24 protein-coding genes are annotated in these 25,136 nt (G+C 56.4%); 13 read left to right on the forward strand and 11 right to left on the reverse strand.

Translation table 11 applies throughout. The features are described 5' to 3' along the window. Positions 1-12 precede the first annotated feature (12 nt). A complete protein-coding gene (gene yegD, locus Q0753_RS10745) occupies positions 13-1,386 on the forward strand; it encodes a molecular chaperone (protein WP_298720435.1) in 1,374 nt (457 codons plus the stop codon). 28 nt (positions 1,387-1,414) lie between these two features. On the opposite strand, the gene Q0753_RS10750 is transcribed toward yegD, so the two are convergent. Further along, a complete protein-coding gene (locus Q0753_RS10750; protein ID WP_298720437.1) occupies positions 1,415-2,062 on the reverse strand; it encodes a DsbA family oxidoreductase in 648 nt (215 codons plus the stop codon). Positions 2,063-2,080: 18 nt separating this feature from the next. Beyond that, complete coding sequence (locus tag Q0753_RS10755; RefSeq protein WP_298720438.1) at positions 2,081-2,362, reverse strand: DUF503 domain-containing protein; 282 nt, start codon at positions 2,360-2,362, stop codon at positions 2,081-2,083. Between the two features lie 438 nt (positions 2,363-2,800). On the opposite strand from Q0753_RS10755, the gene alr reads away from it, so the two are divergent. Next, entirely contained in the window at positions 2,801-4,033 is a 1,233-nt protein-coding gene (gene alr, locus Q0753_RS10760) for an alanine racemase (protein ID WP_298720440.1), read from the forward strand. Here alr and Q0753_RS16680 read toward each other — a convergent pair. Next, the gene (locus Q0753_RS16680) at positions 4,030-4,344 is read right to left on the reverse strand and encodes a transposase (protein WP_367179501.1); all 315 of its coding nucleotides are present in this window, start codon (positions 4,342-4,344) and stop codon (positions 4,030-4,032) included. The two genes, alr and Q0753_RS16680, sit on opposite strands and share 4 nt — an antisense overlap. A 160-nt stretch (positions 4,345-4,504) precedes the next feature. Here Q0753_RS16680 and Q0753_RS10765 point away from each other — a divergent pair, with 160 nt between their 5' ends. Continuing rightward, positions 4,505-4,741: a helix-turn-helix domain-containing protein gene (locus tag Q0753_RS10765; RefSeq protein ID WP_298720442.1), complete on the forward strand. Its 237-nt coding sequence runs from the start codon at positions 4,505-4,507 to the stop codon at positions 4,739-4,741. Further along, positions 4,734-5,801 (forward strand): hypothetical protein, encoded by a 1,068-nt coding sequence (locus Q0753_RS10770; RefSeq protein WP_298720445.1) that lies wholly within the window; start codon positions 4,734-4,736, stop codon positions 5,799-5,801. The genes Q0753_RS10765 and Q0753_RS10770 overlap by 8 nt, the downstream gene beginning before the upstream one ends. On the opposite strand, the gene yhdJ is transcribed toward Q0753_RS10770, so the two are convergent. The 3 genes from yhdJ to Q0753_RS10785 all read right to left on the reverse strand — a co-directional run bounded on the left by yhdJ (position 5,793) and on the right by Q0753_RS10785 (position 9,388). Then, on the reverse strand, positions 5,793-6,698 hold the full coding sequence (yhdJ, locus tag Q0753_RS10775; RefSeq protein WP_298720447.1) for an adenine-specific DNA-methyltransferase: 906 nt from the start codon (positions 6,696-6,698) through the stop codon (positions 5,793-5,795). The two genes, Q0753_RS10770 and yhdJ, sit on opposite strands and share 9 nt — an antisense overlap. A gap of 180 nt (positions 6,699-6,878) precedes the next feature. Further along, positions 6,879-7,136, reverse strand: a complete 258-nt coding sequence (locus tag Q0753_RS10780) for a hypothetical protein (protein WP_298720449.1) — start codon at positions 7,134-7,136, stop codon at positions 6,879-6,881. A gap of 1,007 nt (positions 7,137-8,143) precedes the next feature. Then, positions 8,144-9,388 carry a DUF3422 family protein gene (locus Q0753_RS10785; RefSeq protein ID WP_298720451.1) on the reverse strand — a complete coding sequence of 415 codons (1,245 nt, stop codon included), beginning with the start codon at positions 9,386-9,388 and terminating at the stop codon, positions 8,144-8,146. 330 nt (positions 9,389-9,718) lie between these two features. Between Q0753_RS10785 and napF the strand changes: the two genes are divergently transcribed. The 6 genes from napF (at position 9,719) to Q0753_RS10815 (ending at position 14,522) form a co-directional block, all read left to right on the forward strand. Beyond that, a complete protein-coding gene (napF, locus tag Q0753_RS10790) occupies positions 9,719-10,366 on the forward strand; it encodes a ferredoxin-type protein NapF (protein WP_298720453.1) in 648 nt (215 codons plus the stop codon). Continuing rightward, entirely contained in the window at positions 10,353-10,658 is a 306-nt protein-coding gene (locus Q0753_RS10795; protein ID WP_298720455.1) for a chaperone NapD, read from the forward strand. Before napF ends, Q0753_RS10795 begins: the two co-directional genes overlap by 14 nt. Then, entirely contained in the window at positions 10,655-13,147 is a 2,493-nt protein-coding gene (napA, locus tag Q0753_RS10800) for a periplasmic nitrate reductase subunit alpha (protein ID WP_298720457.1), read from the forward strand. The genes Q0753_RS10795 and napA overlap by 4 nt, the downstream gene beginning before the upstream one ends. A 103-nt stretch (positions 13,148-13,250) precedes the next feature. Then, positions 13,251-13,751 (forward strand): nitrate reductase cytochrome c-type subunit, encoded by a 501-nt coding sequence (locus Q0753_RS10805; protein WP_298720459.1) that lies wholly within the window; start codon positions 13,251-13,253, stop codon positions 13,749-13,751. Positions 13,752-13,777: 26 nt separating this feature from the next. Further along, on the forward strand, positions 13,778-14,353 hold the full coding sequence (locus tag Q0753_RS10810) for a NapC/NirT family cytochrome c (RefSeq protein WP_298720461.1): 576 nt from the start codon (positions 13,778-13,780) through the stop codon (positions 14,351-14,353). Between the two features lie 31 nt (positions 14,354-14,384). After that, positions 14,385-14,522 (forward strand): TIGR02808 family protein, encoded by a 138-nt coding sequence (locus Q0753_RS10815; RefSeq protein WP_298720463.1) that lies wholly within the window; start codon positions 14,385-14,387, stop codon positions 14,520-14,522. A 380-nt stretch (positions 14,523-14,902) separates the two neighbouring features. Here Q0753_RS10815 and Q0753_RS10820 read toward each other — a convergent pair whose 3' ends face one another. The 3 genes from Q0753_RS10820 to Q0753_RS10830 form a co-directional block, all read right to left on the reverse strand. Further along, a complete protein-coding gene (locus tag Q0753_RS10820; RefSeq protein WP_298720465.1) occupies positions 14,903-16,354 on the reverse strand; it encodes an FAD-dependent oxidoreductase in 1,452 nt (483 codons plus the stop codon). Positions 16,355-16,475: 121 nt separating this feature from the next. Continuing rightward, positions 16,476-19,943: a transcription-repair coupling factor gene (gene mfd, locus Q0753_RS10825; protein ID WP_298720467.1), complete on the reverse strand. Its 3,468-nt coding sequence runs from the start codon at positions 19,941-19,943 to the stop codon at positions 16,476-16,478. Then, positions 19,940-20,530 (reverse strand): PilZ domain-containing protein, encoded by a 591-nt coding sequence (locus Q0753_RS10830; protein ID WP_298720469.1) that lies wholly within the window; start codon positions 20,528-20,530, stop codon positions 19,940-19,942. Before Q0753_RS10830 ends, mfd begins: the two co-directional genes overlap by 4 nt. Before the next feature lie 68 nt (positions 20,531-20,598). On the opposite strand from Q0753_RS10830, the gene Q0753_RS10835 reads away from it, so the two are divergent. Genes Q0753_RS10835 through lolE form a run of 3 tightly spaced genes read left to right on the forward strand, consistent with a single transcriptional unit; the run spans position 20,599 to position 23,727 of the window. Next, positions 20,599-21,810 (forward strand): lipoprotein-releasing ABC transporter permease subunit, encoded by a 1,212-nt coding sequence (locus Q0753_RS10835; protein WP_298720471.1) that lies wholly within the window; start codon positions 20,599-20,601, stop codon positions 21,808-21,810. Then, the gene (lolD, locus tag Q0753_RS10840) at positions 21,803-22,486 is read left to right on the forward strand and encodes a lipoprotein-releasing ABC transporter ATP-binding protein LolD (protein ID WP_298720474.1); all 684 of its coding nucleotides are present in this window, start codon (positions 21,803-21,805) and stop codon (positions 22,484-22,486) included. Before Q0753_RS10835 ends, lolD begins: the two co-directional genes overlap by 8 nt. Beyond that, positions 22,486-23,727: a lipoprotein-releasing ABC transporter permease subunit LolE gene (gene lolE / locus Q0753_RS10845; RefSeq protein WP_298720477.1), complete on the forward strand. Its 1,242-nt coding sequence runs from the start codon at positions 22,486-22,488 to the stop codon at positions 23,725-23,727. The genes lolD and lolE overlap by 1 nt, the downstream gene beginning before the upstream one ends. Positions 23,728-24,082: 355 nt before the next feature. Here lolE and Q0753_RS10850 read toward each other — a convergent pair whose 3' ends face one another. Further along, positions 24,083-24,598, reverse strand: coding sequence for a DUF2062 domain-containing protein (locus Q0753_RS10850; RefSeq protein ID WP_298720480.1), 516 nt, complete (start codon positions 24,596-24,598; stop codon positions 24,083-24,085). Further along, entirely contained in the window at positions 24,598-25,110 is a 513-nt protein-coding gene (locus tag Q0753_RS10855) for a DUF2062 domain-containing protein (RefSeq protein ID WP_298720483.1), read from the reverse strand. Before Q0753_RS10855 ends, Q0753_RS10850 begins: the two co-directional genes overlap by 1 nt. Positions 25,111-25,136: the final 26 nt, after the last annotated feature.

Below are 25,136 nucleotides of genomic sequence, written 5' to 3' on the forward strand. Positions count from 1 at the left end.
TTGGATGTCAACATGATCGGATTTGACTACGGTACATCAAACTGTGCCGTCGGCGTGATGGAAGGAAATAACCCGAAGATTTTACCCTTGGGTGATCATGGTCGATATATATCGTCAACCTTATATGCGCCAAGCCGAGACGTGATTGTCAACTGGCTGTACAAACACCTGCCACCGGCAGAACAAAAGAACTTTCAGCAGCGACGGCAAAGACAACTGCAAAAAGGGCAGATTGAATTAAAAGAACTGGCGTTAGACGGCTACCCCACCGAATTGTCATTTGGCCAGCAGGCATTGAATAATTACCTGCAAGAGCCAGATGAGGGTTACTACATAAAGTCGCCTAAATCCTTTTTGGGAGCGACGGGCCTGTTGCCGCAACAAGCCGAATTGTTTGAAGACATTGTGGCGGCCATGATGAGCAATGTAAAAACGCTCACCGAAGCCGCACTTGGCAGAAGTGTCAGCCAGACGGTGATTGGCCGCCCGGTTAACTTTCAGGGCCTGCGTGGTGAAGAAAGTAACCGGCAGGCACTGGAAATATTAACCAACGCCGCAAAGCGCGTCGGCTTCAAGGATGTTGAATTTCAGTTTGAACCGGTTGCCGCCGGCTTTGAATATGAAGCCGGCCTGACCAAAGAAACCCGGGTGCTGGTGGTCGATATCGGCGGTGGTACCACCGATTGCTCCATGTTGCTGATGGGACCCAAACAGGCGCTTTTGCCAGACAGAACCGGTGACTTGTTAAGCCACAGCGGTGAGCGAGTCGGTGGTAATGATTTTGACATTACCTTTGCGCTCAAAGGCATAATGCCCAGCTTTGGCCTGGACAGCATGTTGAAAACCGGCAAGCCGGTACCCGCCAACAGTTACGCGCAAGCGGTCTCCATTAACAACATTCATAATCAGACCGAGTTTTACAGTGCCGCCAATGGCCGCTTGCTGGAGCAGCTGATCCGTGATGCCGAACAGCCCGAGCTGTTGTCGCGCCTGTTAACGGTGCAAAAAAACAAACTCAGCTATCGCGTGGTGAATGCGGCGGAGCAAAGCAAAATTGCCCTGACGGACTGCACCGAGCAGCTCGTCGACTTGTCCGACATAGACAAGGGCTTGAGTGTAAATCTGGACAGAGACGGTTTTGCCAGCGCCTGCCATCGTGAACTGAATACCATCGCCGCCCTGATGAACGATGCCATTACCCAGGCCAACTGCCAGCCGGATGTGGTGTTCGTGACCGGCGGTACCGCCAAGTCACCGGTGCTGAATCGGTTTTTGCAGCAGCAGTTTCAGCACACCCCCATCGTGATCGGCGACCACTTCGGCAGCGTCACCGCCGGCCTGACCCGCTGGGCCAACAAAATATATGGCCCCGGCGAGCAAGGGTAAGCCGCGCCTTGCCAGCAGTAAGTTAAGTTCAAACGGATTCGGCGCTGATCTCCTGCAATGCCTGCACCCAGGCATCGGGCTCTTGAGCGCCGGAGATGAGGTACTTGCCGTTGATAATGAAGGCTGGCACGGAAGTCACACCTGCCTGCTGGTAAGTGGCTTCCTCTTCGCGCACCATGGCAGCGTATTGATTCGAGTCCAGTACCTGTTTGGCTGTTGCCGGGTCCAGCCCCAGTGCGGTAACACAACCTAATAGCACAGCGTGATTGGAGATATCCATCGCCTTGCCAAAATACACGTCGAACAGCGCCTGTTTCATGGCGGTTTGTTGACCTTGCTCCCCCGCCCATTTGACCAAACGGTGGGCGTCGAAGGTATTGCAGGTCAGTCGCTGCTGTATTTTTTCGAAGTTGAGGCCAAGATCGTTGGCAATCCTCATCATATTGCTCTGATTTGCCCGCATCTCTTCTTCGCTCCGGCCGTATTTTTTGGCCAGAGCCGGCAAGATGGGTTCCCCTTGACCGATGTGGTCGGGGTTCAGTTCAAAGGCATGCCACTGAATGGTGAACTCATACTCTGGTGCCAGTTGCTCCATGGCCTGTTCCAGCCGGGCATAGCCGATGGCGCACCAGGGGCAGGCGATATCGGAAACAATATCTATCTGTATCTTGTTCATCAAAATGGGTCCTGTTGATTAGAGGCGTTCCTGCGTGACCTTGATTATGCGTGCTTCTACGGTGCGCTGTATCTTGTCTTCTATCTGGCTGCATTGCGATTCAACCTCGCGCCTTGAGGCGGCCACCACCACAAACGACCATTCGCTGGCATCGTGCCTGTTGTGTTCACCATTCTCACAGACCGCCACCGCCGGGTTGCGCCCGAACCGTTCGTGCATACCGCCCATACGCTGGCGTTTTTCTTTTAGCGAGCCACATCCCGGCAGAGAAAAAGTCATGGTCAGAATACCGATATGCATGTCGTTCTCCTTACTGGCGTGCCGAACAGCGTAGTCTTTTCAGGCTATTCAGCAAGAGAACTCAGGCTTTAGCGCTGAACCGGCATGCGCATAAATATGCATGGTTTACTTTGTGTTCATTGATCCGATGGGTTGTGAATGTGCCACGATAGATTGGTTTTGGTAGCAAATGAGGCTGATTTGACTGCCAACTAAATATTTTCATGTGAGTCTGAAATGGTGTCTTGCATAAACGATCGATTAATGCGGATTTAAATAGTTTGTTTAACTGCTTTTACTGGAGTGAATTGATATTTAATGTTAATTATTAGTTAATTAATGCTATTAAGTTTTGATTTTTTCCTTGTATAGTGAGCCGGTTATCTGCGAGCCGGAAAGGGTTTCCGGCGGGTGTTCGGCACCAATGGAGCAGAGGCACACCTATTCAAGGAGCACGAGATGAAGTTTACCCCTACCGCCCTGGCACTGGCCCTTGCCACCTGTTTGTCCACCTCGGTACAAGCCGCACCGGAACTGCCGGTGACCGGCCTGGATACCGGCAGCAGCCAGTACAATACCGCCAATGCCTGGGTCGAGATCGATCAGGCGGCGTTCGAACACAACATCAGCACCCTGCAGGCCCTGCTGGACGGCAAGTCCCGGATTTGCGCCATCATGAAGGCCGACGCCTATGGTCACGGCATCGCCAACCTGATGCCCTCGGTCATGGCCGCCAATATTCCCTGTGTGGGCATTACCAGCAACGAAGAGGCGCGGGTGGTGCGCGAGAGCGGCTACGAAGGCCGTATCATGCGGGTACGCAGCGCCAGCCCACAAGAGGTGAGTAACGGCCTGCAATACGAGATGGAAGAGCTGTTCGGTGATATCGACGCCGCGCGCGAAGCGGCCGAAATAGCGGCGGTCGCGGGCAAGACCCTGCGCTATCACCTGGGGTTGAACGCCGGTGGCATGAGCCGCAACGGGCTGGAAGTGGCAACGGAAGAGGGCAAGCAGGAAGCACGCGAGCTGCTGGCGCTGAAGAACCTGGAGCTGGTCGGCATCATGACCCACTTCCAGTATGAAGAGGCAGACTTCGTGCGGGCGGGGCTGGCCAAGTTCAACGAGCAGTCGCAGTGGCTGATTGAAGACGGCAAGCTGGATCGCAGCAAGCTGACCCTGCACACCGCCAACTCCTTCACCACCCTGGAAGTGCCGGAAGCGCGCCTCGACATGGTTCGCCCGGGCGGCATCATCTACGGCGACACCCTGCCTTCCTATACCGAATACAAGAAGGTGATGTCGTTCAAGACCCGGGTGGCCTCGGTCAACGACTACCCGGCCGGCAACCTGGTGGGGTATGACGGTACCTACACTCTGAAGCGTGACTCGCTGCTGGCCAATCTGCCGATGGGCTATTCCGACGGCTATCGCCGGGTGTTTACCAACAAGGCTTATGTAGTGGTCAACGGCCACAGAGCGCCGGTGGTGGGCAAGGTGTCGATGAACACCACCATGATCGACGTGACCGATATTCCGGGCGTGAAGCCGGGTGACGAGGTAGTGCTGTTCGGCAAACAGGGTGAAGCCGAAGTAACCCAGGGCGAGCTGGAAGACGCCAACGGCGCCCTGCTGGCCGATCTGTATACCGTATGGGGCAACTCGAATCCCAAGATCCTGAAACGCAACAACTAAGCGGCGCACTTGAGCTGAAAGCCAGAAGCCAGAAGCTGAAAGCGTGAGGCGGGGAGGGTGACCTTCCCGCTTTTTTCGTTGTAGCGACCCTGTAAAAGGTGTCCTGTTCTTTTGTGCTTTCGGTTGAACGCTTGTGTATAAACACCGTTGAGCTGACGCATTCCTCTGGACAGGTTGCCTTCCGGTGTTTTGATCAGCAGATGGTAATGATTTCCCATCAGGCAGTAAGCATGGCAGACCCAGTGAAAGGTCTCACATACATCATCGAACCCGGCAAGGAATCTGTATCGGTCGTCATTACACTCGAAAATTGGCTCGGCCGATTACCCCGAGAGATCACATGATATAAGGCACCAAGGAACTCCAATAGTAACGGCCTCGCCATACTTGGCGCCTTCTTGATGTGACTCATAGTCCGTAGACACATCGTCTACATTACGGAATGATCCCTCTAACTATATGAGGATGATCATGAGCGAAGAGAAAATACTCCAACGATTTGGACTGCATGTCAAAACTTTAAGAACAAAGCTCGATCTTAGCCAAGAGCAATTGGCATCGCTGTGTGATTTGGATCGTACGTATATAAGTGGTATAGAAAGAGGTAAAAGAAATATTAGCCTCTTGAATATCATAAAACTTGCATCTTCTCTTAAGGTATCCTCTTCAGAATTAATGGATTTCCAAAAGGATTTATCTAATGAGTGAAACACCCGCTGCATTCGTACGAGAAGAAGCCGCTAATTACAGCGTGCAACCTGACTCAGTAATATACAAGTATATTGATCGAAAAACGAAGGCTTCTGATAGAGGCAGCAAAGCAAGAAGGTCTTTAGGTAACCTGTATGCTCTTTATGTAATCTGCGAAGACTATGTGAACGAAAGATTTGAAGGCTCTACCTTTACAGAACTAATGCGCAGAATGAAGATCATGCCCTTTGGCGCAAAGTTGCAGAACCACCCTCTTGATAACAGACTTAATGATGAGGTACGTAGACAATATGGGGTGTCTGATGAGATGCTGCCTGTCCAGCCTGCTGACCTAGGTGATGGAAAAAAGGCGAGGAAAATTTCTATCTCACTGCTTTCTGAAAATGGAATGGATCCAAAGGTTGCAGCTCAATTCGTAGTCGCTTCAATTGATCGTTATATAAAAATAATTGATGATAATCAAAACGCGTATCTCAATGAAATAGAAAATTCATCAACTGATTCAGCAATTGTAAGTAAAGTCGAAGAAGCTTTTCACTATAGTTCTGATGCCCGCTTGTTTGAAATTATTTCATATGCACTGCTTCACATTCATTTTGCACAGTATGAAATAGACATCAGTGTTGGTCGTATTAAATATTTAAACCCTATTAACAAAAAAGAAAAGTTGAGTCTTTTTAGAACCGGGCGAACTAATGCGAACGACGGTGGTATTGACTTTGTGCTCAAGCCTCTTGGCAAATTCTTTCAAGTTACTGAAACTTTGGATTTCAGAAAATTCTTTTTGGATTTTGATAAGATCAACCGATTCCCTTTAAGTTTTGTAATAAAAACAGACTTGACTCCAGATGAAGTGAGGGAGCAGTTGCGAAACGCATCAATCTCTCAAATTGGTCAAGTACAATCAAATCAATACTTGAGCTTATTCGATGAAATCTATACGTTAAATGAGCTAAGGGAGATTCTAAGTTGGGTAAGCTCAAATCACCAGTTAATAAGAGAGCTTAAAACAATAATTGTAAACTGCTTCAAGCTCGAATATGGGCTTTTAGATTAATGAGTCTTGGTGGGGAGTTGGCTTTGCATCAGAACCTTTCTCCCTAACCTTTTTCGACAGGTTCTTGGTTTTTCTTTTTTTCTCTTTTGCTAACTCTTCTTCAGAGTAGTCAGATGTTAATTCAAGCTTTCTAATACCAATTTTCACATAATCTTCATTGATCTCAATGCCAACAAATTTTCGGTGAAATTTTTTTGCAACAGCGCCGGTGCTGAAACTGCCTGAAAATGGATCAAGAACTAAATCGCCTTCATTTGAAGACGCCTTAATTACACGTTCAAGTAATGATTCCGGTTTTTGAGTTGGATGGTTTTCGTATTCATCCATCTTAAATCTTACCCTTGGGAACTCCCAAACATTACCAGGAACTTTTTTCGTGTTGTATGGCTGAGGGGGGTTCTTTCGGTAATCTATTAACTGTCTTTTAGCGCCAGTTTTAGCTTCTACTAATATGTCATCATGGTTGAACGTATAATTTTTAGGATGCTTTGTAAGCATTAATATTGGTTCATACATTGAGCCAAAGTAAGTCTTTGCCTGGACTCCAGAGCTATCATAGCTCCAAATAACTCTGCTTTTTATTGTGAATAAATTTCGGCAGTAAATGTCCAAGAATGGCATATTTTCAGTGCTGTTCATTAGATAGAATGTACCGTGTGGCTTGAGCACACGAAAACAATCATTAATCCACTCATAACACCATGCAAGAAAGTCTTTTTCAGTCCATTTTTCTTTAAGACCGTCAAAATCTTTCCCAATATTATACGGCGGATCGGCAAATATTAAGTCCACAGATTCGTCGTGGATTTCCTTTAATCCTAATAGAACATCTCCATGAATAATCTTGTGATTTTCATCGGAAAAAGTTTGATTAATAACACCAAATCGTTCGGCCATTAGAACACCCAAAGCAAACACTAAACGTGACACATAGTCTACATTTTAATACTTCAAAGAACAACCTGAATCAATCGCGGTGCATGAAGGTGGGGAGCGTATAACGCCGCGCACACTGGCGCGAGCTTGCGAGTGTCCGGCAGCCGAAGGCTGCGAAGCACTGCGCTTGGTTATGAGTACTCACTTCCTACCACCAAAATTATGATGCTGGAACTGTGGCACAACAACTTCCTTACCGTTTGCGAGTTTTTGACCGCAATAAGGGCAGAACGCCACCAGAACCCTAATGGTCTCGATTGTCTGCCCCTCATATTCGAGATAATGGTCGTGTTCAAGATCTTCCTCTGTCGCTACCCTATTCAGGTTCAGATAGACATCGTTACCATCTTCTTCAAACCACACTTCAGTGAGCGAGCAAGAAGAACAGTTATGAATCATATCTCGAACCTCATTAAGCACTCATAACATTTTAATACTGCGCATGCGTATATACACTCTTGTGCCAAATCCGGTTATGGAAACAAAACTCCATTACCATCAGCTGTTTACTCGCTTTCCTGATCTGACACTCTTGTGAAAAGTGAGCATGCGCATACTGGTTCCGTGGTGTGCGCAGTATCTACATCGACAGTTTATTAACCAGTTGAATCACAGGCGTTTTCTGTCTTCGGCTGATAATAAACGCGCATCGCTTGTGGTGATATCGCGCACACTTCCAGTGTGGCTCTAAATATACTGTGCATACTTGACCGTCTGGATGGCTTTTTTGCAGGCTTCATCGGTGTTGCTCACCCATGCTACCGCCCCTGCGTTTCAGGCCGCCATTCCCTGCAACCACGGTTTTCAAATGCATCTATTCTGGCTGCTCAGGTGCGGGGAGGCAATTGCAAAAAGGTAAGAGTGAGGTGCAAAACGGGTGGGTGGTTGTTTTGTGTCCACAGATCACGCCGACATTGACGGGAGGATAAAGGGAGCTGCTCGGCCGACCTTCTGTTTCATGGACGAAACAGTGAGCCTCCAGGGAGGGATTTACGGCGAGTCGGCGGAGCGGGCCCTTTGTCCGACGTGTTGCGCCGATACCGTGCAATGATTGTGGTCGATTGAAATCGACCCTACGGATTCGGATCGGGTGTTGTTTTTTCCGCAGGTCACGCCGAATTTGACGGGAGGGCAAAGGGATCTGCTCGGCCGACCATCACATAACAGGGATGTTATGTGCTGAGCGAAACATGGATGTCTTGAGCGAGTCGGCAGGGCGGACCCTTTGTCCGACGTGTTGCCTCGGCTATCGCGAAGTGCTGTCTGTTTCTACGGAGTGGTCTGATCCGCCAGTGGTCGCTTCGGCTACGGCGTGTGGCAAGTCCGAGGCGAGTCGGCGGAGCAGATAGGGGCAGTGTTTGGTGCGGGTAAAGCCCCACTTCGGTGGGGCCTACGCGGTTCAGGTTTTAGTCTTCGCCTACGCCGCGCAGCAGTCGGCGAATATAAAGCCAGAGCACAAGGGCGATAAAGGGCACCGATATGCTCAGGCCCGCTTCCATCAGGTGGCGGTATTCTTCGTTGTCGACCAGGTTGCGCAGTGTGCGGTCAATCAGGTCAAAGGCGTAATAGGTCACCACGATAATGGAAAAGCTCTCCAGCTTGGCCTGCAGCCGCAGCTGCTCGCCGGCCCGCTTGCTGAGGGAGGCGAGCATGTCGCGGTTTTGCTGCTCAACAGACAAGTCCACCTGCGAACGCACCAGCTGGGTGGTGCGCGCCAGCCGGCGAGAAAGCTGCTCGATGCGCAGGCCGGCGGTGCGGCAGGTGCGGGTGGCCGGATCCAGCCGGCGATCCATGAACTGCTCTACGGTCTGGCGGCCTTCTATGCGGGTTTCGCGCAGTTCGCCAATTCGCTTGTTGACCAGGGTGAAATAGGCCTCTGCCGCCGAGAAACGGTTGGAGGTGAGCGCCGACAGCTCTTCCAGTCGCTGCGCCAGGCTCATCAGCTGATGCAAAAGCACCGATGGCTCTTCGGACGCGACCCGGGTAGAGAGCTCGACCAGCTCGGTTTCAAGCTGGTTGATCGCCGGTACCATGTCGTTTGCCAGCGGCAGTGCCAGCAGCGCCACATGGCGATAGGTCTCGATCTCGCAAATGCGTTGCAGCAAGCGTCCGGCCTGCTGCAACTGCAGGCCGCGATCCTCCACCAGCACCCGCACCAGGCCGCTGTCTTCACGGGGGTAAAAGTCGGTCCACATCTGACCGACGCCAGACATGACCATGGAGCTGTTCACCTGATAGTCACCGAAGTGCTTATCCAGCCAGGCATTTTCATCGACATTGGCCCGATGGGCGCGAAACAGGATCTCGGCACCGCACAAAAAGCTGCCCGGCACGGACGCCAGCCATTCGGCCGGCAACTGCGGCAGTTCCAGTGTATTCAGCGCGGTCAGCGTCAGGGTGTAAAACTCGTGGTGGGCTTCAAACCGCAGCGTCAGGCGATCGTTCTCGCCCTGCCAGAAACGCGACTTGCTGATGGTCTCTTGCAGCCCCAGCAGGTCGATGAGTCGAAACACGCTTTGCTGCACGTCCTGCAGCGGGGCGCCGTCATACACTACCGCAATGTGCCGCATTCCGAGCGGCCCCTGCAGCTTTTGAAACGGCCGGGCATGAACCTCTGCGATGATTTGCTCTCGCAACGGGTGACTGAGCATTGCTTCTCCTTTATTGCTGTCAGTCAGAATCCGGATAATTTACCAGATTTTTTCGGCTCGCTATTCGCTATCTGCTCCCGGTTCGTTGGAGATAACCGGGCTACGGCCATTCAACAGCCGATACGCTTCTTTCTCAACCACTGCGGCCTTGTCTCGTCGCTGGGCAAGGTGGGTGGGTGACGGCTGATATAAATGTTCTTATTGCGACATTTTTCAGCTTGTTTGATGGCAAGGCTGGCTTGGTTGTTTTCTGTGCGACCGCGCTGCAACCCCGGCGCAGAGCGGCCAGATGAAGGGGTGGTCAGAAAATAAAGTAGTTGATTTACATCAATGTTCCATCTGAAATGCTTGTTTTACCTGTTCAACTACGTCTATAAGAACTACAGTGGCACTCAGGTTAATAAAGGCTTATGTTTCAATGGCTTTAATTTTATTAAAACGACCATATTCAACAAGGTAGTGAGTATGTCACATTCTCGGATTAACCTTTCAAGACGCCAACTTTTTACTCGTCGAAACGTCTCGGACAAGCCGTCATTACCCTGGGTCAGAGAGGCGCAATTTACCGATTTATGTACCCAATGTGGTGAATGCATCAAGCAGTGCCCCACCAGGATCATTCATCCTGGTGATGGGGGTTTTCCGCGGGTTGATTTTGCACACGGCGAATGTACCTTTTGTTATCAATGTGCCGAGGTCTGCCCCGAGCCGTTATTTGTGCCAAAAACCGAACCGGCCTGGCAAGCCCGGGCGGTGATTGAAGCGGGCTGTCTGGCTAAACAAAACATCGATTGTCGAAGCTGTGGTGACAGCTGCGAACCCTTTGCCATTAGCTTCAAGCTGGCGGTGGGCCGGGTGGCACAGCCGCAAATAGACATGAATAGCTGCACCGGGTGTGGTGCCTGCGTGTCGGTGTGCCCGACCTCGGCCATTACCATCAAGAATATTTTTCAAGAGAGCGCCAATGTCACTGAATGAAGTTCATATCTCAAGTTTGGTGGTTCACGCCGTGCCCCAACATTTAAACGCCATCAAACGCCAGATTGAAGCATTTGACGGCGCAGAAATTTATGGTGAAAGCGAAGCAGGAAAACTGGTGGTGGTGATAGAAACCCGAAACCAGGGCTATATTACCGATACCATTGATGCGATAAATCAGCTCGAACACGTATTAAGTACCGCATTGGTGTTTCATCAAATAGAAAGTGACTTCGATGATGAAGTCAGTACAGCAGAAAAGTCGGATTCAAAGCTTAAGGATGAACTATGAAAATAACCAGACGTGCCTTTGTGAAAGCAAATGCCGCCGCTTCTGCCGCGGCAGTGGCCGGGATCAGCCTTCCTGTTTCTGCCACCAACTTGATCGTCAGCTCGGATGAAACCGCCATTAAATGGGACAAGGCCCCGTGCCGCTTTTGTGGCACCGGTTGTTCCGTGCTGGTGGGTACGCAACAGGGCCGCGTCGTCGCCACCCAGGGCGACCCGGAAGCGCCGGTGAACAAGGGACTCAACTGCATTAAAGGCTATTTTCTGTCGAAAATCATGTACGGCAAAGACCGGTTGACCACGCCCTTGCTGCGCATGAAAAACGGCCAGTATCATAAAGACGGCGACTTCGAACCCGTCTCCTGGGATCAGGCCTTTGATGTGATGGCGGAGAAGTTCAAACAGGCCCTCAAGGAAAAAGGCCCTACCAGTGTGGGCATGTTTGGCTCCGGCCAATGGACCGTGATGGAAGGTTACGCCGCATCCAAACTGATGAAGGCGGGATTTCGTTCCAACAACCTGGATCCCAACGCGCGCCACTGCATGGCCTCGGCCGTGGTCGGCTTTATGCGTACCTTTGGCATCGATGAGCCGATGGGCTGTTATGACGACTTTGAACACGCCGACGCCTTCGTGCTGTGGGGCTCCAACATGGCGGAAATGCACCCGGTGCTATGGACCCGTATCACCGACCGCCGGTTAAGCCATTCCCACGTTAAAGTGAATGTGCTGTCTACCTACTATCACCGCAGCTTTGAGCTGGCCGACCGCGGCATGATCTTTCATCCACAGTCCGATCTGGCCATTGCCAACTTTATTGCCAACTACATCATCGAAAACGAGGCGGTTAACTGGGACTTTGTGGATAAACACACCCACTTCAAGCAGGCCACCACCGATATTGGCTACGGCCTGCGTGATGATGACCCGCTGCAAATCAAGGCCAGGAACGCGAACTCGGGCGAGATGGCCGACATTTCGTTTGAAGAATACAAAGCCTCGGTGGCCCCCTACACGGTAGAAAAAGCGGCGGAAATGTCCGGCGTGCTACCGGAAGACCTGATTGCACTGGCCAAACAGTACGCGGATCCCGATACCAAGGTGATGTCGCTGTGGACCATGGGCATGAACCAGCATACCCGTGGCGTGTGGATGCAAAGTCTGGTGTATAACCTGCACCTGTTGACCGGCAAAATCTCGGAGCCGGGTAACAGTCCCTTCTCGTTGACCGGTCAGCCTTCCGCCTGTGGTACCGCCCGCGAAGTGGGCACCTTTGCCCACCGTTTGCCCGCAGACCTGCTGGTGGCCAATCCGGAACACCGCAAGATTGCCGAGAAAATCTGGAAGCTGCCGGAAGGCACCATACCGCCGAAACCGGGTTTTCATGCGGTGCTGCAAGATCGCATGCTCAACGACGGCAAGCTCAATGCCTACTGGGTGATGTGCAACAACAACATGCAGGCGGGCCCCAACATCAACACCGAACGGTTACCGGGTTACCGCAACCCCGACAACTTCATTGTGTGCTCCGACCCGTATCCAACGGTTACTGCCCAGGCTTCGGATCTGATCCTGCCTACCGCCATGTGGGTCGAAAAAGAAGGCGCCTATGGTAACGCCGAGCGTCGTACCCAGGCCTGGTACCAGCAGGTGTCGCCGGTGGAAGGAGCAAAGTCCGATCTGTGGCAAATCATGGAGTTTGCCAAGCGCTTCAACATTGAAGAGGTGTGGGATGAAGCCTTGATGGCCCAGGTGCCGGAATTACGTGGCAAGACCATGTACGACATTCTGTTTCGTAACGGTAACGTGGACAAATACCCGCTCGATGAAGCACAAGAGCTGAACGACGACGCCCGCTCTGCCGGTTTTTACGTACAAAAGGGGCTGTTTGAAGAATATGCCGAATTTGGTCGCGGACACGGCCACGACCTGGCCCCCTACGATGTGTATCACCAGGTGCGCGGTTTGCGCTGGCCGGTGGTAGACGGCAAGGAAACCCTGTGGCGATTCAACCCGGAATATGACCCCTATGCCAAACGTGAAGGCCGGGATTTCTACGGCAAGCCCGATGGCAAGGCGCTGATCATTTCGGCACCCTATGAAGCGCCGCCGGAAGTGCCTAACGATGAATACGATTTGTGGCTCTGTACCGGCCGGGTGCTGGAACACTGGCACACCGGTACCATGACCCGGCGCGTGCCCGAGCTGTACAAAGCCATTCCCGATGCGCATTGCTACATTCATCCGGATGATGCCGAGGCGCGTAATTTGCGCCGTGGAGACGAAGTGCTCATTCAGTCGCCGCGCGGTGAAGTGCGGGCGCGGGTTGAAACCCGTGGTCGTAACCGGCCGCCAAAAGGTCTGGTGTTTGTGCCCTTCTTTGATGCGCGCATTCTGGTCAACAAGCTGATTCTGGATGCCACCGATCCGCTATCCAAACAGACCGACTACAAAAAATGTCCGGTAAAGATAACCAGAATCGCCAGCGTGTAAGAGTGGCGAGAGGGTAAGTTCTCACTCGGGTAACAGGGCAGTTATATCAAGGCCACCCCATCGCTTAGTGACGCAGGGGTGGTCATAAAAGAATGGAGAGGTTATGCAAAAAATCATGATGGCATTGCTGGCAGCCAGTGCACTGCTGTTCGGTACCGTACAAGCCGAAGAGTCGGCCAAGGCAAACCCGGTGGCGACCGATACCGCCGCTCATACCGTCAACCAGGGCGGCATTGGTGGTGTGGAGTCGTTACGTGGCATGAGTGAACTAGAAACCACGCGCCCGGCGGACGACTTCAAGCGTTTTCCCAAGGATCACCATTTGGACAGTAGCTATGTGTATCAGCCACCCTTGATCCCCCATACCATCCGTAACTATGAAGTGTCGTTAAACGCCAATAAGTGTCTTTCCTGTCACAGCTGGAAAAACGCCAAGGAAATGGGCGCCACCAAGATCAGCGTGACTCACTATGTGAATCGTCAGGAGCAGGTGCTGTCGGATGTGTCACCGCGTCGTTACTTTTGCTTGCAATGTCACGTGCCTCAGGCCGATGCCAAACCGCTGGTTGAGAGCAACTTTCAGAGCGTCGATTCATTGCGGTAATAAAACGCGACTTAAGAGTGAGAGCCATGAAATTATTAAAAAGATTCTGGAAGCGTTTATCCACTCCCAGCAAGGCCGCGGCAGGCGTGGTGCTGCTGATGGGGTTTATCGGTGGCTTGCTGTTTTGGGGAGCTTTTAATACCGGAATGGAAGCCACCAACACCGAGCAGTTCTGTTCCGGCTGCCACGCCCCCATCGTAAAAGAGATCCGTGAAACCATTCACTACGCCAACCGTTCTGGAGTGCGTGCCATCTGTTCCGACTGCCATGTTCCTCATAACTGGACCGATAAAATCGTGCGCAAGGTGCAGGCATCCAAAGAGCTGGCCTTTCACTTTATCGGTACCATCGATACCGACGAGAAGTTCAAGGCGCGTCGTGGGCATCTGGCCCATCGCGAGTGGCAACGGATGAAAGAAAACAACTCGCAAGAGTGCCGTAACTGTCATCAATTCGACTATATGGACTTCTCGGAGCAAGGCCCCCGCGCGGTAAGGCTGCACTCGACCGCCCTGGCCGGTGGCGATAAAACCTGTGTTGATTGCCATAAGGGGATTGCCCATAAACTGCCGGACATGAGCGACGTGGCCGGCTGGCAATAAGCGCCTGGAACGAGAACAAGAGGGGAAACGAATGAGTACCTTAGAATACGTTATCTGGCATATCCTGGGTTACGCCACCATACCGGTGATTATTATCGCCGGTTTTATTGCCGTCGCCGCCGTGTGTATTGGCATTCTGTCGGTGACCAAAGACAGGAAAATTGATTGATACTGCCTGAGAGAACAGGCTGAAAGAAAAAGCGGGGAGGGCGACCTTCCCGCTTTTTGTTGTCGCCGATACCATGCAGTGGTTTTGGTCGATTACTCTTGGCATCAAATATCGACCCTACGGATGTTCGTGCGGGATATGGAATCGGGGGTTTGGTTTGGCTTCCCAGTGCTCTGATCCGCCAACTGAAGTGGCGGCTACAGGTTAAGCGAGGATGTTGTGTTTTTTCTGCAGGCCACGCCGCAATTGACGGGAGGACAAAGGGATTCGCTCGGCCGACCATCCGCGCCATGGATGGCGCGGTTGAGCCCCCAGGGAGGGGTTTACGGCGAGTCGGCGGAGCGGGGCCTTTGCCCTCTTTAAGGACTAGCTCCCAGCCTTCACCTCATGTTCAGTGCCAGTTCGTCCGGGTAGCCGCGTTCGCGGGCCAGGCGAATGGCTTCCCGTTCTACCTCGGTGGCGTTCTGGCCTTTGGTGAGGGCGAGACTCGGTGACAGCGGTTGCCCGTCCATCTCCAGCCAGCCCAGTTCGGCCAGCCTGGCGACGATGCGGTCGGCGGCGGTCAGTGCCGAGCTGGCCTTGACGATTTCTACCCGCGCATAATGATTGCCTTCAAACGACACGTCCGCCGCCCGCAGCGAGGGATCGCTGCCCGGTATTTGCTGGGCGCCGAATAACGGCTTGCCGCCAACCTCGGCCTCGCCAAAGGCGGGCAGTAGGCGGGCCAGATGAGCGATGGCGTCTCGGGTGCGGGCTGTTATGTCCGGTGTTTGCCAGCCGTTGTTCAACTGGGCCACATAGGGGGGCGGCAGCCGGGGCTGGGCGCTGTGCTCGCCGCTGGCAGCCAGGCCACCCTTGAACAGGGTGATGCCGTCGGTCATGCCGTGCAGCTGAAAGATGCCGTTCGGATAGGGCGTCAGCTGGGCCATGCCGTTGGGGGTGCCGCGCTGGCCGTGAAAAATCACCTCCGGCCAGTCGGCCTCGGTCTGCCAGCGGGCCACGTAGGCAGCCTTGTATTCCACCAGCCGCTGGCGGCGGAAGCCCGCCATGTCGTCCACCAGCCCGGTGCGAAAACCGCAGGCATTGACCAGAAAGTCCACCTTGAACGCCTGCGCCTCTCCGTGACCCTGGCTGGCGTGAATGGTCCAGCCGTCGGGCCTTTGCTCCAGTTTTGTGGCACGGGTATGAAAGTGCAGCGCGCAGTGGGGGGCAGCATTCAGCGCCAGGGTGGCGGTGGCCGCCATGCGAAACAGGCTCCAGCCGTATTCCTGCACCAGGATCAGCGGAAACTTCAGCTTGTCCGGATCCAGATGATGGGCCAGGGGGATCAGCCAGTCGTCCTGGCTGTCGGCCTTGAGCGGAATGGGCTGGCGGGCCAGGGCCTCGAACTGCTCGCGGCTGTAGCAGCGATAATATTCCTCCGGCTCGCCCAGTACCCGGTTGGCCGGATCTTCGTCCACCAGCCGCCGATATTCCTGCGCCACCTGTGCCAGCCGGGGCAATAACGCCTCGGCATCGCCCGGATCCGACACCGGGGTGGCGATCACCGTGGGGCGGCGATTGATGCTGTGCGGATAGGCGCGCACCGAGGCGATGGACTGGCGCAGCAGGGTCAGGCATTGCTGGTCGCTGATATCACGATACAGGTTGCCGCCCGCATGCAGATGGCAGATAGGCGGCCCGTTCACCAGGCCGCTGCCGGCCTCGATAAGCAGGGTTTGAATGCCCATGTCCGCCAGCCGCAACGCCACGGTGGCACCGGCGATGCCGCCACCCAGAATACCGACCTTGAGCGGGTGCTGGGCGGGGGCATGGCAAAGATTCGCGTTCATTTGGTCTCGGTCAGGATGTTTTTAACAGCTCATACGGCGAAGAAAAGCGGCCCGTGGGCCGCCTTCGCCACTCTATTATCCCGTCCGTGGGGTTAATCATGATGTCGTGATAACGCCAGGCTCACGCCTGATGGGCATGCAGTTCGTTCAGCATGTCGCCCACCAGCGCCAGTCGGCTCTTGGCATCTTGACTTGGAATGGCGAAACGCAACTTGGTTGGCCCCTCCATTTTGTAGATGCGCGGCTGGCTTTGCAACAGGCTCACCAGATACATGGGATCGACCCTGGCATCCTGGGCAAAGGCGATGCTGCCGCCATTGGGGCCGGCGTCAATCTTGTCGATGCCAAGGGCGCTGGCCTTGAGTTTGAGCCCGGCCAGTGCCACCAGGTTCTTGCTCGGCTCCGGCAGCAGGCCGAAGCGGTCAATCAGCTCTACCTGCAGCTCGCGCAGGGCGGCCTCGTCTTCGGCGGTGGCGATGCGCTTGTACATGGACAAGCGCATGTTCACGTCCGGAATATAGTCGTCCGGCAGCAGCGCCGGCAGGCGCAGTTCAATCTCGGTTTGCGAACGCAGCAGCTGATCCAGCGCCGGCTCCTTGCCCGATTGCAGCGCCTTTACCGCCTGCTCCAGCATCTCCATGTACAGGCTGAAACCGATGGCGGTGATCTGGCCGCTCTGCTCGTCGCCCAACAGCTCGCCGGCACCGCGAATTTCCAGATCGTGGGTGGCGAGGGCAAAACCGGCGCCCAGATCTTCCAGTGCGGCAATGGCTTCCAGCCGTTTTCTGGCGTCGGTGGTCATGCGCTTGGGGTGCGGCGTCATCAGGTAGGCATAGGCCTGATGGTGGGAACGGCCCACCCGGCCGCGCAGCTGGTGCAGCTGGGCCAGACCCAGCTTGTCGGCCCTGTCCATGATGATGGTGTTGGCGCTGGGTACGTCGATGCCGGTTTCGATGATGGTGGAGCACAACAGCACGTTGAAGCGCTGATGGTAGAAATCACTCATCACCTGTTCCAGCTCCCGCTCGCGCATCTGGCCGTGGGCGATGCCGATGCGGGCCTCGGGTACCAGGGTGCGCAGGGCGTCGGCGCTGTTCTCTATGGTCTGCACCTCGTTGTGCAGGTAATAGACCTGGCCGCCGCGCTTGAGCTCCCGCAGTATTGCCTCGCGGATGGTGGCCGGATCCGACTCGCGCACAAAGGTCTTTACCGCCAGTCGCTTGGCCGGTGGGGTGGCGATGATCGACAGGTCGCGCATGCCGCCCATGGCCATGTTGAGGGTACGCGGAATGGGGGTGGCGGTCAGGGTCAGAATGTCCACGTCGGCGCGCAGCGCCTTGATCTGATCTTTCTGGCGCACGCCGAAGCGGTGCTCTTCGTCCACGATCAGCAGGCCCAGATCCTTGAAGCGCACATCCTGGCTCAGCAGTTTATGAGTCCCGATCACAATATCGATGCCGCCATCGGTCAGGCCGGCCAGCACCTTGTCCTGCTCTTTGCCGGTCTTGAAGCGACTGATGATTTCCACCCGCACCGGCCAGTTGGCGAAGCGGTCGCGAAAGTTGTCGTAATGCTGCTGGGCCAGCAGGGTAGTGGGCACCAGCACCGCCACCTGCTTGCCGCCGTGCACCGCCACAAAGGCGGCGCGCATGGCCACTTCGGTTTTGCCGAAACCCACGTCGCCGCACACCAGCCGGTCCATCGCCTTGGGCTGGGTCATGTCGGTGAGCACGGCGTTGATGGAGGTAAGCTGATCGTCGGTTTCTTCAAACGGAAAGGCGTCGGCAAACTGGCGATAGGCCGCCTTGTCGTGGCTGATGGCCTGGCCCGGTTTGGCGGCCCGGCGGGCATATACATCCAGCAGCTCGGCGGCCACGTCGCGCACCTTTTCCGCCGCCTTGCGCTTGGCTCTGGCCCAGGTGTCGTTGCCGAGTTTGTTGAGGTGCGGATCGTCGGCACCGCTGTAGCGGCCCACCAGGTGCAGGGCGGTCACCGGCACATACAGCTTGTCGCCGCCGGCGTATTCCAGGGTCAGGTATTCGGACTTGAGTCCGCCCGCATCCAGGGTTTGCAGCCCGGTGTAACGGCCCACGCCGTGATCCAGGTGCACCACCGGCTGGCCGATGGACAGCTCGGCCAGGTTGCGAATCAGGGTGTCCGGGCTCAGGCCGGTGGACTTTTCCCGGCGGCGGCGTTGTATGACCCGGCCGCCGAGCAGGTCGCCTTCACAAATCAGCGCCAGCGTATCGTCGAGAATAAAGCCCTGCGCCAGCGGCCCGACCAGCAGGCCGATCGGATCCTTTCCGGCCACAAAATGCGAAAAACCATCACAGGGCCAGGGCTTGATGGCGCTGCCCGCCAGCAGCTCCACCAGCGCCTCGCGTCGGCCGGCACTTTCCACCGAGAACAGGATGCGACCTTTGAAGTTTTCGCAGAAGTCGAGCAGTCGGGCCAGGGGCTCGGTTTTCTGGTGCTCGACTTCCAGTGTGGGCAGGGGCTGAATAGGGGCATTCTGCCGATCGCCTTTTTCCAGCACCGGGGTGCTGCTCAGTTGCAGCCGGGGCCACTGGTTCAGCTGTTGCAGCAGGGCGTCGGGCTTGAGGTAAAGCTCGTCCGGCGCCAGCAGCGGGCGTAACTGGTCGTGGCGGCGGTCTTCATAGCGGCTCTGTACATCCTGCCAGAAGCCGTCGGCGGCCTCGTTCAGCTCACCGACACTCAGTACCCGCATCTGCTCGGGCAGCGAGTCGAACAGGGTCTGGGTCTGCTCGAAAAACAGCGGAAAGTAGTGCTCTATGCCGGGAGGAAACTGGCTCTGGCTGACGCGATGATAAAGCGACTCCGGCTCGTTGCGCAGCGCGAAGCGTTCCCGGTACTGGCCACGAAACCGCTCGATGGCGGCGTTGTCGGTAGGGAACTCCCGTGCCGGCAGCAGCCGCACCTGCTTTACCTTGTCGCGCGAGCGCTGGGTGTCCGGGTCGAAGGGACGCAGGGTGTCGATTTCGTCATCGAAGAAGTCGATACGCACCGGCTCACTCGCACCCATGGGGTACAAGTCCAGCAGGGCGCCGCGGGCGGCAAACTCGCCGTGCTCCAGCACCTGCTCCACCGCCCGGTAACCGGCGCGTTCCAGCCGGTTGCGCAGGGCGTGCAAATCCAGCTTGTCGCCGGTGTTCAGCAGCAGGCTGTTCTGCTCCAGCCAGTTGCGTGGCGGGGTGCGCAGCATCAGGGTGGTGATGGGCGCAATCAGCAGGCCGCGTTTGAGCGCCGGCAGCCCGTACAGGGTTTCGAGCCGCTGGGAGATGATGTCCTGATGCGGCGAAAACTGGTCGTAGGGCAGGGTTTCCCAGTCGGGAAACAGCGCCACCGGCAGCTTATTGTCGGCATGAGTACCGTCGGCATCGGTGCCATTGGTCAGCAGGTGGCGCACCTCCTGCTCCAGGCGCAGGGCGGTGGGGGTGTCGGGCACTACCAGCAGCACCAGCTGTTGCTGTTGTTTGACCTGTTCGGCGATGGCCAGCGCCAGGCTGCTGCCAATCAGCTGGCCCAGGCTGGCTCTGGGGCGGGGAGTGGGGCTGGAAATCTGTATCATGGGCGTGATGCGTCGTCCTGTTGGGCGCGGCGTTCGGCTCGGGCCTTGAGTTGTTTGGCCTGCAGTTGCAGGCTGGCGCGGATCAGGGCGTCTCTGTCTTGTTCGCGCAGGGCGATAAAGTCGCAGCGGTAGTGCTCCGTCTCGCCGTGCACCTCACCGTAACCGTATACGGCGACCGAGAGTTCCGGCAGAAAGAGCTTGAAGCGAACCCGGTCGCCCTCGGCCAGCGGCTGTGATGAAGCGAAGGTAAAACCGCCGCCGCCCAGGCTCAGGGTCTGGTGGCGCTGATCGGGATTGTCTTGTCCCGCCAGCACATAACTGAGCACCAGATCGATTTTGCGCGACTGCTGGTTGATGATCTCCACCAGCTCGTTGGCGTGCTCGTCCAGGTTGCGCAGCAGCCGGGCATTATTGGTATCGATGCGGGTCACTTCACTGATAAGCTTGAACGGCGCGGGTATTTCGGCCTCCAGCGAGTCCGCGTCGGGCACTGTTTCGCCATCAGTCAGGGGGATCAGGTTAACCTGCGCCTGGTAGTCGATGCTGAAATAAGGGTCTGCCATCATTCGCTGCTCTTGTTGCGCCATTCACAAGCCTTTATTATTCCGCAACTTGCGGGTGACGTAAAACCCTTTAAAAAACGGATGATTACACCATGTTTCAACCCCTGACGCTGATGTTGGGTTTACGCTATGCCGGGGCCCGGGGCCGACGCAGCTTCGCCTCCTTCGTTTCCGGCTTTTCGACCATCGGTATTCTGCTGGGCGTTGCCGCCCTGATCCTGGTGTCGGCGGTGATGAACGGCTTCGAACAGCAGCTGAAAGACCGCATGCTCGGGGTGATCCCTCATGCGCTGGTCACCAACGACCAGCGGCGGCTGGCCGAGCCGGAGCAGTACCGCGAGCTGTTTGCGCCCGATTCGGTGGTCACCGCCGCCACGCCCTTCATCAGTGCCGAAGCCATGGTGCAGGGCCCGGGTCATCTGACCGGGGTGGAGCTCTATGGCCTGGATCCGGCCAACAATCAGGACAAACTGCTGCAGGGGCTGGATCCGCGCACCCGGGAATATTTCGAATATTTGCCCTATGGCCTGGTCATGGGGGCAGGCGTGGCCCGCAGCCTGGGCGTGGTACCCGGCGATCAGGTGCGGGTAACGGTCACCGAGGGCAGCCGCTTCACCCCGCTGGGCCGGGTGCCGAGCCAGCGGCTCTTTACCCTGGTGGGCACCTTCAGTACCGGTAACGACGTAGACCGACAGCTGGTGCTGGCCCGGCTCGATGATGCCGCCCGCCTGCTGCGCTATGCGCCGGGCCAGGCTTCCGGCCTGCGGCTGTGGCTGACCGACCCTTTCGAACTGTCGCAGTTACCGGCTTTGCCCGCCGGGCTGAAATACGAGACCTGGCAGCAGAGCCGGGGCGAGCTGTTTCAGGCGGTGGCGATGGAAAAACGGCTGATGAGCCTGATGCTGGCGCTGATTGTGCTGGTGGCGGCGTTCAATATTCTGTCGGCCATGGTGATGGTGGTGACCGACAAGGAAGCCGAAATTGCCATGCTGCAAACCCTGGGCCTGAGCCGCAATCGGGTGATGGCGGTGTTCATGATTCAGGGCGGTTTCAGCGGCGTGCTGGGCAGTCTGCTGGGCTTTGCGCTGGGCCTGCTGCTGAGCCTGAATCTGGACGGGGTGCTGAATCTGCTGGGCATCAATTTCTATTCCGCCGCCGGGGGCAGTCAGCTGCCGGTATTGCTGTTGCCGGGGCAACTGATCACCGTGTTATTTTCCACTTTATTACTGTGCGTGCTGGCCAGCCTTTATCCGGCCTGGCGGGCGTCACGAGTTCATCCAGCCGAGGCTTTGCGTTATGAATAACCCCCTGTTAGTGGTCGAGAATCTGGGTAAAACCCATCAGGACGGAGCGCAGCCGGTCACCATACTGGACGGCGTCAGCCTGACGTTGGCCGCCGGTGAAAGCCTGGCGGTGGTGGGCAGCTCCGGCTCGGGCAAGAGTACCCTGCTGCATCTGCTTGGCAGCCTGGATGCCCCCAGCGAGGGTCGGGTGCTGGTAGAAGGGGAAGATCTGCATCATATGTCGGCTCGCAGCCAGGCCCGCTTTCGTAACCAGAAACTGGGCTTCGTGTATCAGTTTCATCACCTGCTGGGCGAATTCAGCGCCCTGGAAAACGCCGCCATGCCGCTGTTGATTGCCGGCCGTCCGGTGAAAGAAGCCCAGGAGCAGGCCGAGGCCCTGCTCACGCGGGTGGGGCTGGGGCACCGGCTGGATCACCGCCCTTCGGCGCTGTCGGGCGGTGAGCGCCAGCGGGTGGCGATCGCCCGGGCGCTGGTCAACAAGCCTCGGCTGGTGCTGGCCGATGAGCCTACCGGCAACCTGGACGCCCACAGCGCCGCCGAGGTGTTTGCGCTGCTGGCCGAATTGCAGAGCGAGCTGGGCACCGGCCTGGTGGTGGTGACCCACGATCTGGCGCTGGCCGCCCGGCTGGATCGGCAGTGTCGGCTGGTCGATGGTCGTCTGCAGGAGCAAGGCTGATGTTTCGTCCGTTAAGTGTCTTTCTGGGCTGGCGCTTCAGCCGGGCCCGGCGGCGCAATCGCTTTATTTCCTTTATCTCGGTGGCCTCGATTCTGGGCATCGCCATCGGGGTCGGTGCACTGATCCTGGGGTTGTCGGCGATGAATGGCTTCGAGCGCGAGCTGGAAAACCGCATCCTGTCGGTATTGCCCCACGGCCAGCTGCATACCGCCGACGGGCCGGTCACAGGCTGGCGCGACATGGCCAGTGACATGGAGGCGGCGCCCGGCATACTGGCGGTGTCGCCCTATGTGCCGTTGGAAGGGCTGCTCAGCAAGGGCGCCAAGCTGAAGGCGGTGCAACTGCAGGGCGTGGTGCCGGAGCTTGAAGGCCGGGTGTCCGAGCTGACCCCCTACCTCGGTGGTGCCAGCCTGACGGTGCTGGTGCCCGGCGAGCGGGGGTTGATCCTCGGCAAGGCCATCGCCGACCAGCTGGAGCTTGAGGTCGGCGACCGGGTGTCCTTGCTGCTGCCGGCACCGGGCAGCCAGGGCTTTGGCTCGCCCCGGCGGCACAGCTTTACTTTGCAGGGAATAGTAAGCATCGGCGGTCAGCTCGACACCGTGCTCGGCTATACCCACCTGCAGGATGCTCAGGAGCTGAAAGCGCTGGGGGATGCCATTGCCGGATTTCATCTGCGGGTGAATGAGGTGCTGGCGGCCGATCGACTGACCATGAATGCGGGCATGGGGCTTCCGGCGCCGTTTTACGTCAGCAGCTGGATGGAAAGCCAGGGCAATGTCTACCGGGACATTCAGCTGGTACGCACCCTGATGATAGTGGTGCTGCTGCTGGTGATGGCGGTGGCCAGCTTCAACATCGTCTCGACCCTGGTGATGGCGGTGAACGAGAAAAAAGGCGACATCGCCATCCTCAAAACCATGGGGGCGGGGCCCTGGCAGATACGCGGTGCCTTTATGGTGCAGGGCCTGCTTAACGGCGTAACCGGCGTGCTGATTGGTGGCGGCCTGGGGCTGCTGCTGGCAACCCGGCTGTCTGAACTGGTGGCGGGTCTGGAGCACCTGACCGGGCATCAGTTCTTGAACCCGGAGGTGTATTTCATCGACTTTATCCCCACCGAGTTTCACTGGGCCGATTTGTGGCTGGTGACCGGCTCGGCGCTGTTGCTTATCTTCATCGCCACCCTTTACCCGGCCTGGCGTGCGGGCAAGTTGCTGCCCAGGCAGTTGCTGGGGGAAGCGTAAAGGTCAGACATGTGAGGGGTGAAGAGTGAGGGGGGAGGAGAAGGGGGCCGCTATTGCCCTCGCCTCAGATTCCCGCTTGCTACGGGTGTTTTCCGTAGGGTCGATTTCAATCGACCGCAGATGTAGTGCTCAGGTTGAGCCGGTCCAATAAATTGGACCCTACAACGCACCAGCTTTCCCATTGTCATCTTCGCGAAGGCGGAGATCCATGACATATTGCCCTGGACTCCCGCCTTCGCGGGAGTGACCACAGAGAAAGTTGAAGGTTTGGCAGCAATTGGTGGCTTGCGGCGCATAAATAGGCGCCTATCATTTTTGCCTCACGCCTCACGCCTCACGCCTCACGCCTCACGCCTCACCGTTGATTGCGTCTTTCCCGCCGCAGTTTCCAGGCCAGTTGTACCTTCCAGCGCCAGCCCAGACGGGTCACTATCCAGCCCAGCAGGGCGCAACTCAGCCCCATCAGCAGGGCGCCGGTCAGCAGGGGCACCGCCATGGCCAGGGCTTCGTGTTCCAGCGAGCTTAGCGAGCCGTTAAATGCCAGTTCGGGGGTATCCAGCAGCCGGGCGCCAAGCCGGTAGGCGAAGTAAAACATCGGGGCTATGGTGAGCGGGTTGTTGACCCACACCATGGCGATGGCCAGCGGCAGATAACCGCGGAACATGACCGCCAGACCGATGGCCACCAGGGTATGCATGGGCAGCGGCATCCAGGCGGCAAACAGGCCGGCGGCCACCGCCACGGCGGCAGAATGACGGTTGCAGTACCAGTAGTCGGGGTCGAGCAGGCGTTCGCCGAACAGCGCCAATATACGATGCTGGCGCAGGGTTTCCTGGCTGGGCATCCGGTGACGCAACCATTGGCGCAGCATCAGCGGTCTCGCCTGCGCAGTTTCCAGCGGCGCGATACCGTCCAGCGCCAGAGACCATGAATTACCATGAAACCGGTGGCCGCACTGACCAGGGCCATGACACCACAGCCCACCAGAAAGGGAGGGCCGGCCGTCGTCATGGCGTTGCCGAGCCAGCTCAGGCTCAGCTCGAAATGCTGGTAATGGGGCGGCGTGTCGAGCAGAAAAGAGCCCAGTCGGTAGGCAAAATAGAACATCGGTGGCATGGTCAGCGGATTGGTTATCCAGACCAGCACCGCGGATAAGGGCAGGTTGACGCGAAAGGTCATGGCCAGCACGGCGGCCAGCATCATCTGAAAGGGGATGGGCAGCCAGGCACAGCAAAGACCAACGGCAAAGGCGCCCGCGGCCGAATGCCGGTTGAGATGCCACAGGTTGTTGTCGTGCAGCCTGCTGCCAAGCAAACTCAGGTACTTGTTATTTTTAATGGTGCCCGGGTCGGGCATCAGGCGTTTTAACGTCTTTTTTGGCATCTGTTCCAAGTCCGCAATACTTATCG

This window comes from uncultured Oceanisphaera sp. (assembly GCF_947495715.1).
Classification (GTDB): domain Bacteria; phylum Pseudomonadota; class Gammaproteobacteria; order Enterobacterales; family Aeromonadaceae; genus Oceanimonas; species Oceanimonas sediminis.

What these genes read in the sequence shown, in the direction of transcription:
- yegD (WP_298720435.1), top strand. Translation starts at nt 13, where the DNA reads ATGATCGGATTTGACTACGGTACATCAAACTGTGCCGTCGGCGTGATG.
- Q0753_RS10750 (WP_298720437.1), bottom strand. Translation starts at nt 2,062, where the DNA reads ATGAACAAGATACAGATAGATATTGTTTCCGATATCGCCTGCCCCTGG.
- Q0753_RS10755 (WP_298720438.1), bottom strand. Translation starts at nt 2,362, where the DNA reads ATGCATATCGGTATTCTGACCATGACTTTTTCTCTGCCGGGATGTGGC.
- alr (WP_298720440.1), top strand. Translation starts at nt 2,801, where the DNA reads ATGAAGTTTACCCCTACCGCCCTGGCACTGGCCCTTGCCACCTGTTTG.
- Q0753_RS10765 (WP_298720442.1), top strand. Translation starts at nt 4,505, where the DNA reads ATGAGCGAAGAGAAAATACTCCAACGATTTGGACTGCATGTCAAAACT.
- Q0753_RS10770 (WP_298720445.1), top strand. Translation starts at nt 4,734, where the DNA reads ATGAGTGAAACACCCGCTGCATTCGTACGAGAAGAAGCCGCTAATTAC.
- yhdJ (WP_298720447.1), bottom strand. Translation starts at nt 6,698, where the DNA reads ATGGCCGAACGATTTGGTGTTATTAATCAAACTTTTTCCGATGAAAAT.
- Q0753_RS10780 (WP_298720449.1), bottom strand. Translation starts at nt 7,136, where the DNA reads ATGATTCATAACTGTTCTTCTTGCTCGCTCACTGAAGTGTGGTTTGAA.
- Q0753_RS10785 (WP_298720451.1), bottom strand. Translation starts at nt 9,388, where the DNA reads ATGCTCAGTCACCCGTTGCGAGAGCAAATCATCGCAGAGGTTCATGCC.
- napF (WP_298720453.1), top strand. Translation starts at nt 9,719, where the DNA reads ATGTTCCATCTGAAATGCTTGTTTTACCTGTTCAACTACGTCTATAAG.
- Q0753_RS10795 (WP_298720455.1), top strand. Translation starts at nt 10,353, where the DNA reads ATGTCACTGAATGAAGTTCATATCTCAAGTTTGGTGGTTCACGCCGTG.
- napA (WP_298720457.1), top strand. Translation starts at nt 10,655, where the DNA reads ATGAAAATAACCAGACGTGCCTTTGTGAAAGCAAATGCCGCCGCTTCT.
- Q0753_RS10805 (WP_298720459.1), top strand. Translation starts at nt 13,251, where the DNA reads ATGCAAAAAATCATGATGGCATTGCTGGCAGCCAGTGCACTGCTGTTC.
- Q0753_RS10810 (WP_298720461.1), top strand. Translation starts at nt 13,778, where the DNA reads ATGAAATTATTAAAAAGATTCTGGAAGCGTTTATCCACTCCCAGCAAG.
- Q0753_RS10815 (WP_298720463.1), top strand. Translation starts at nt 14,385, where the DNA reads ATGAGTACCTTAGAATACGTTATCTGGCATATCCTGGGTTACGCCACC.
- Q0753_RS10820 (WP_298720465.1), bottom strand. Translation starts at nt 16,354, where the DNA reads ATGAACGCGAATCTTTGCCATGCCCCCGCCCAGCACCCGCTCAAGGTC.
- mfd (WP_298720467.1), bottom strand. Translation starts at nt 19,943, where the DNA reads ATGATACAGATTTCCAGCCCCACTCCCCGCCCCAGAGCCAGCCTGGGC.
- Q0753_RS10830 (WP_298720469.1), bottom strand. Translation starts at nt 20,530, where the DNA reads ATGGCGCAACAAGAGCAGCGAATGATGGCAGACCCTTATTTCAGCATC.
- Q0753_RS10835 (WP_298720471.1), top strand. Translation starts at nt 20,599, where the DNA reads ATGTTTCAACCCCTGACGCTGATGTTGGGTTTACGCTATGCCGGGGCC.
- lolD (WP_298720474.1), top strand. Translation starts at nt 21,803, where the DNA reads ATGAATAACCCCCTGTTAGTGGTCGAGAATCTGGGTAAAACCCATCAG.
- lolE (WP_298720477.1), top strand. Translation starts at nt 22,486, where the DNA reads ATGTTTCGTCCGTTAAGTGTCTTTCTGGGCTGGCGCTTCAGCCGGGCC.
- Q0753_RS10850 (WP_298720480.1), bottom strand. Translation starts at nt 24,598, where the DNA reads ATGCTGCGCCAATGGTTGCGTCACCGGATGCCCAGCCAGGAAACCCTG.
- Q0753_RS10855 (WP_298720483.1), bottom strand. Translation starts at nt 25,110, where the DNA reads ATGCCAAAAAAGACGTTAAAACGCCTGATGCCCGACCCGGGCACCATT.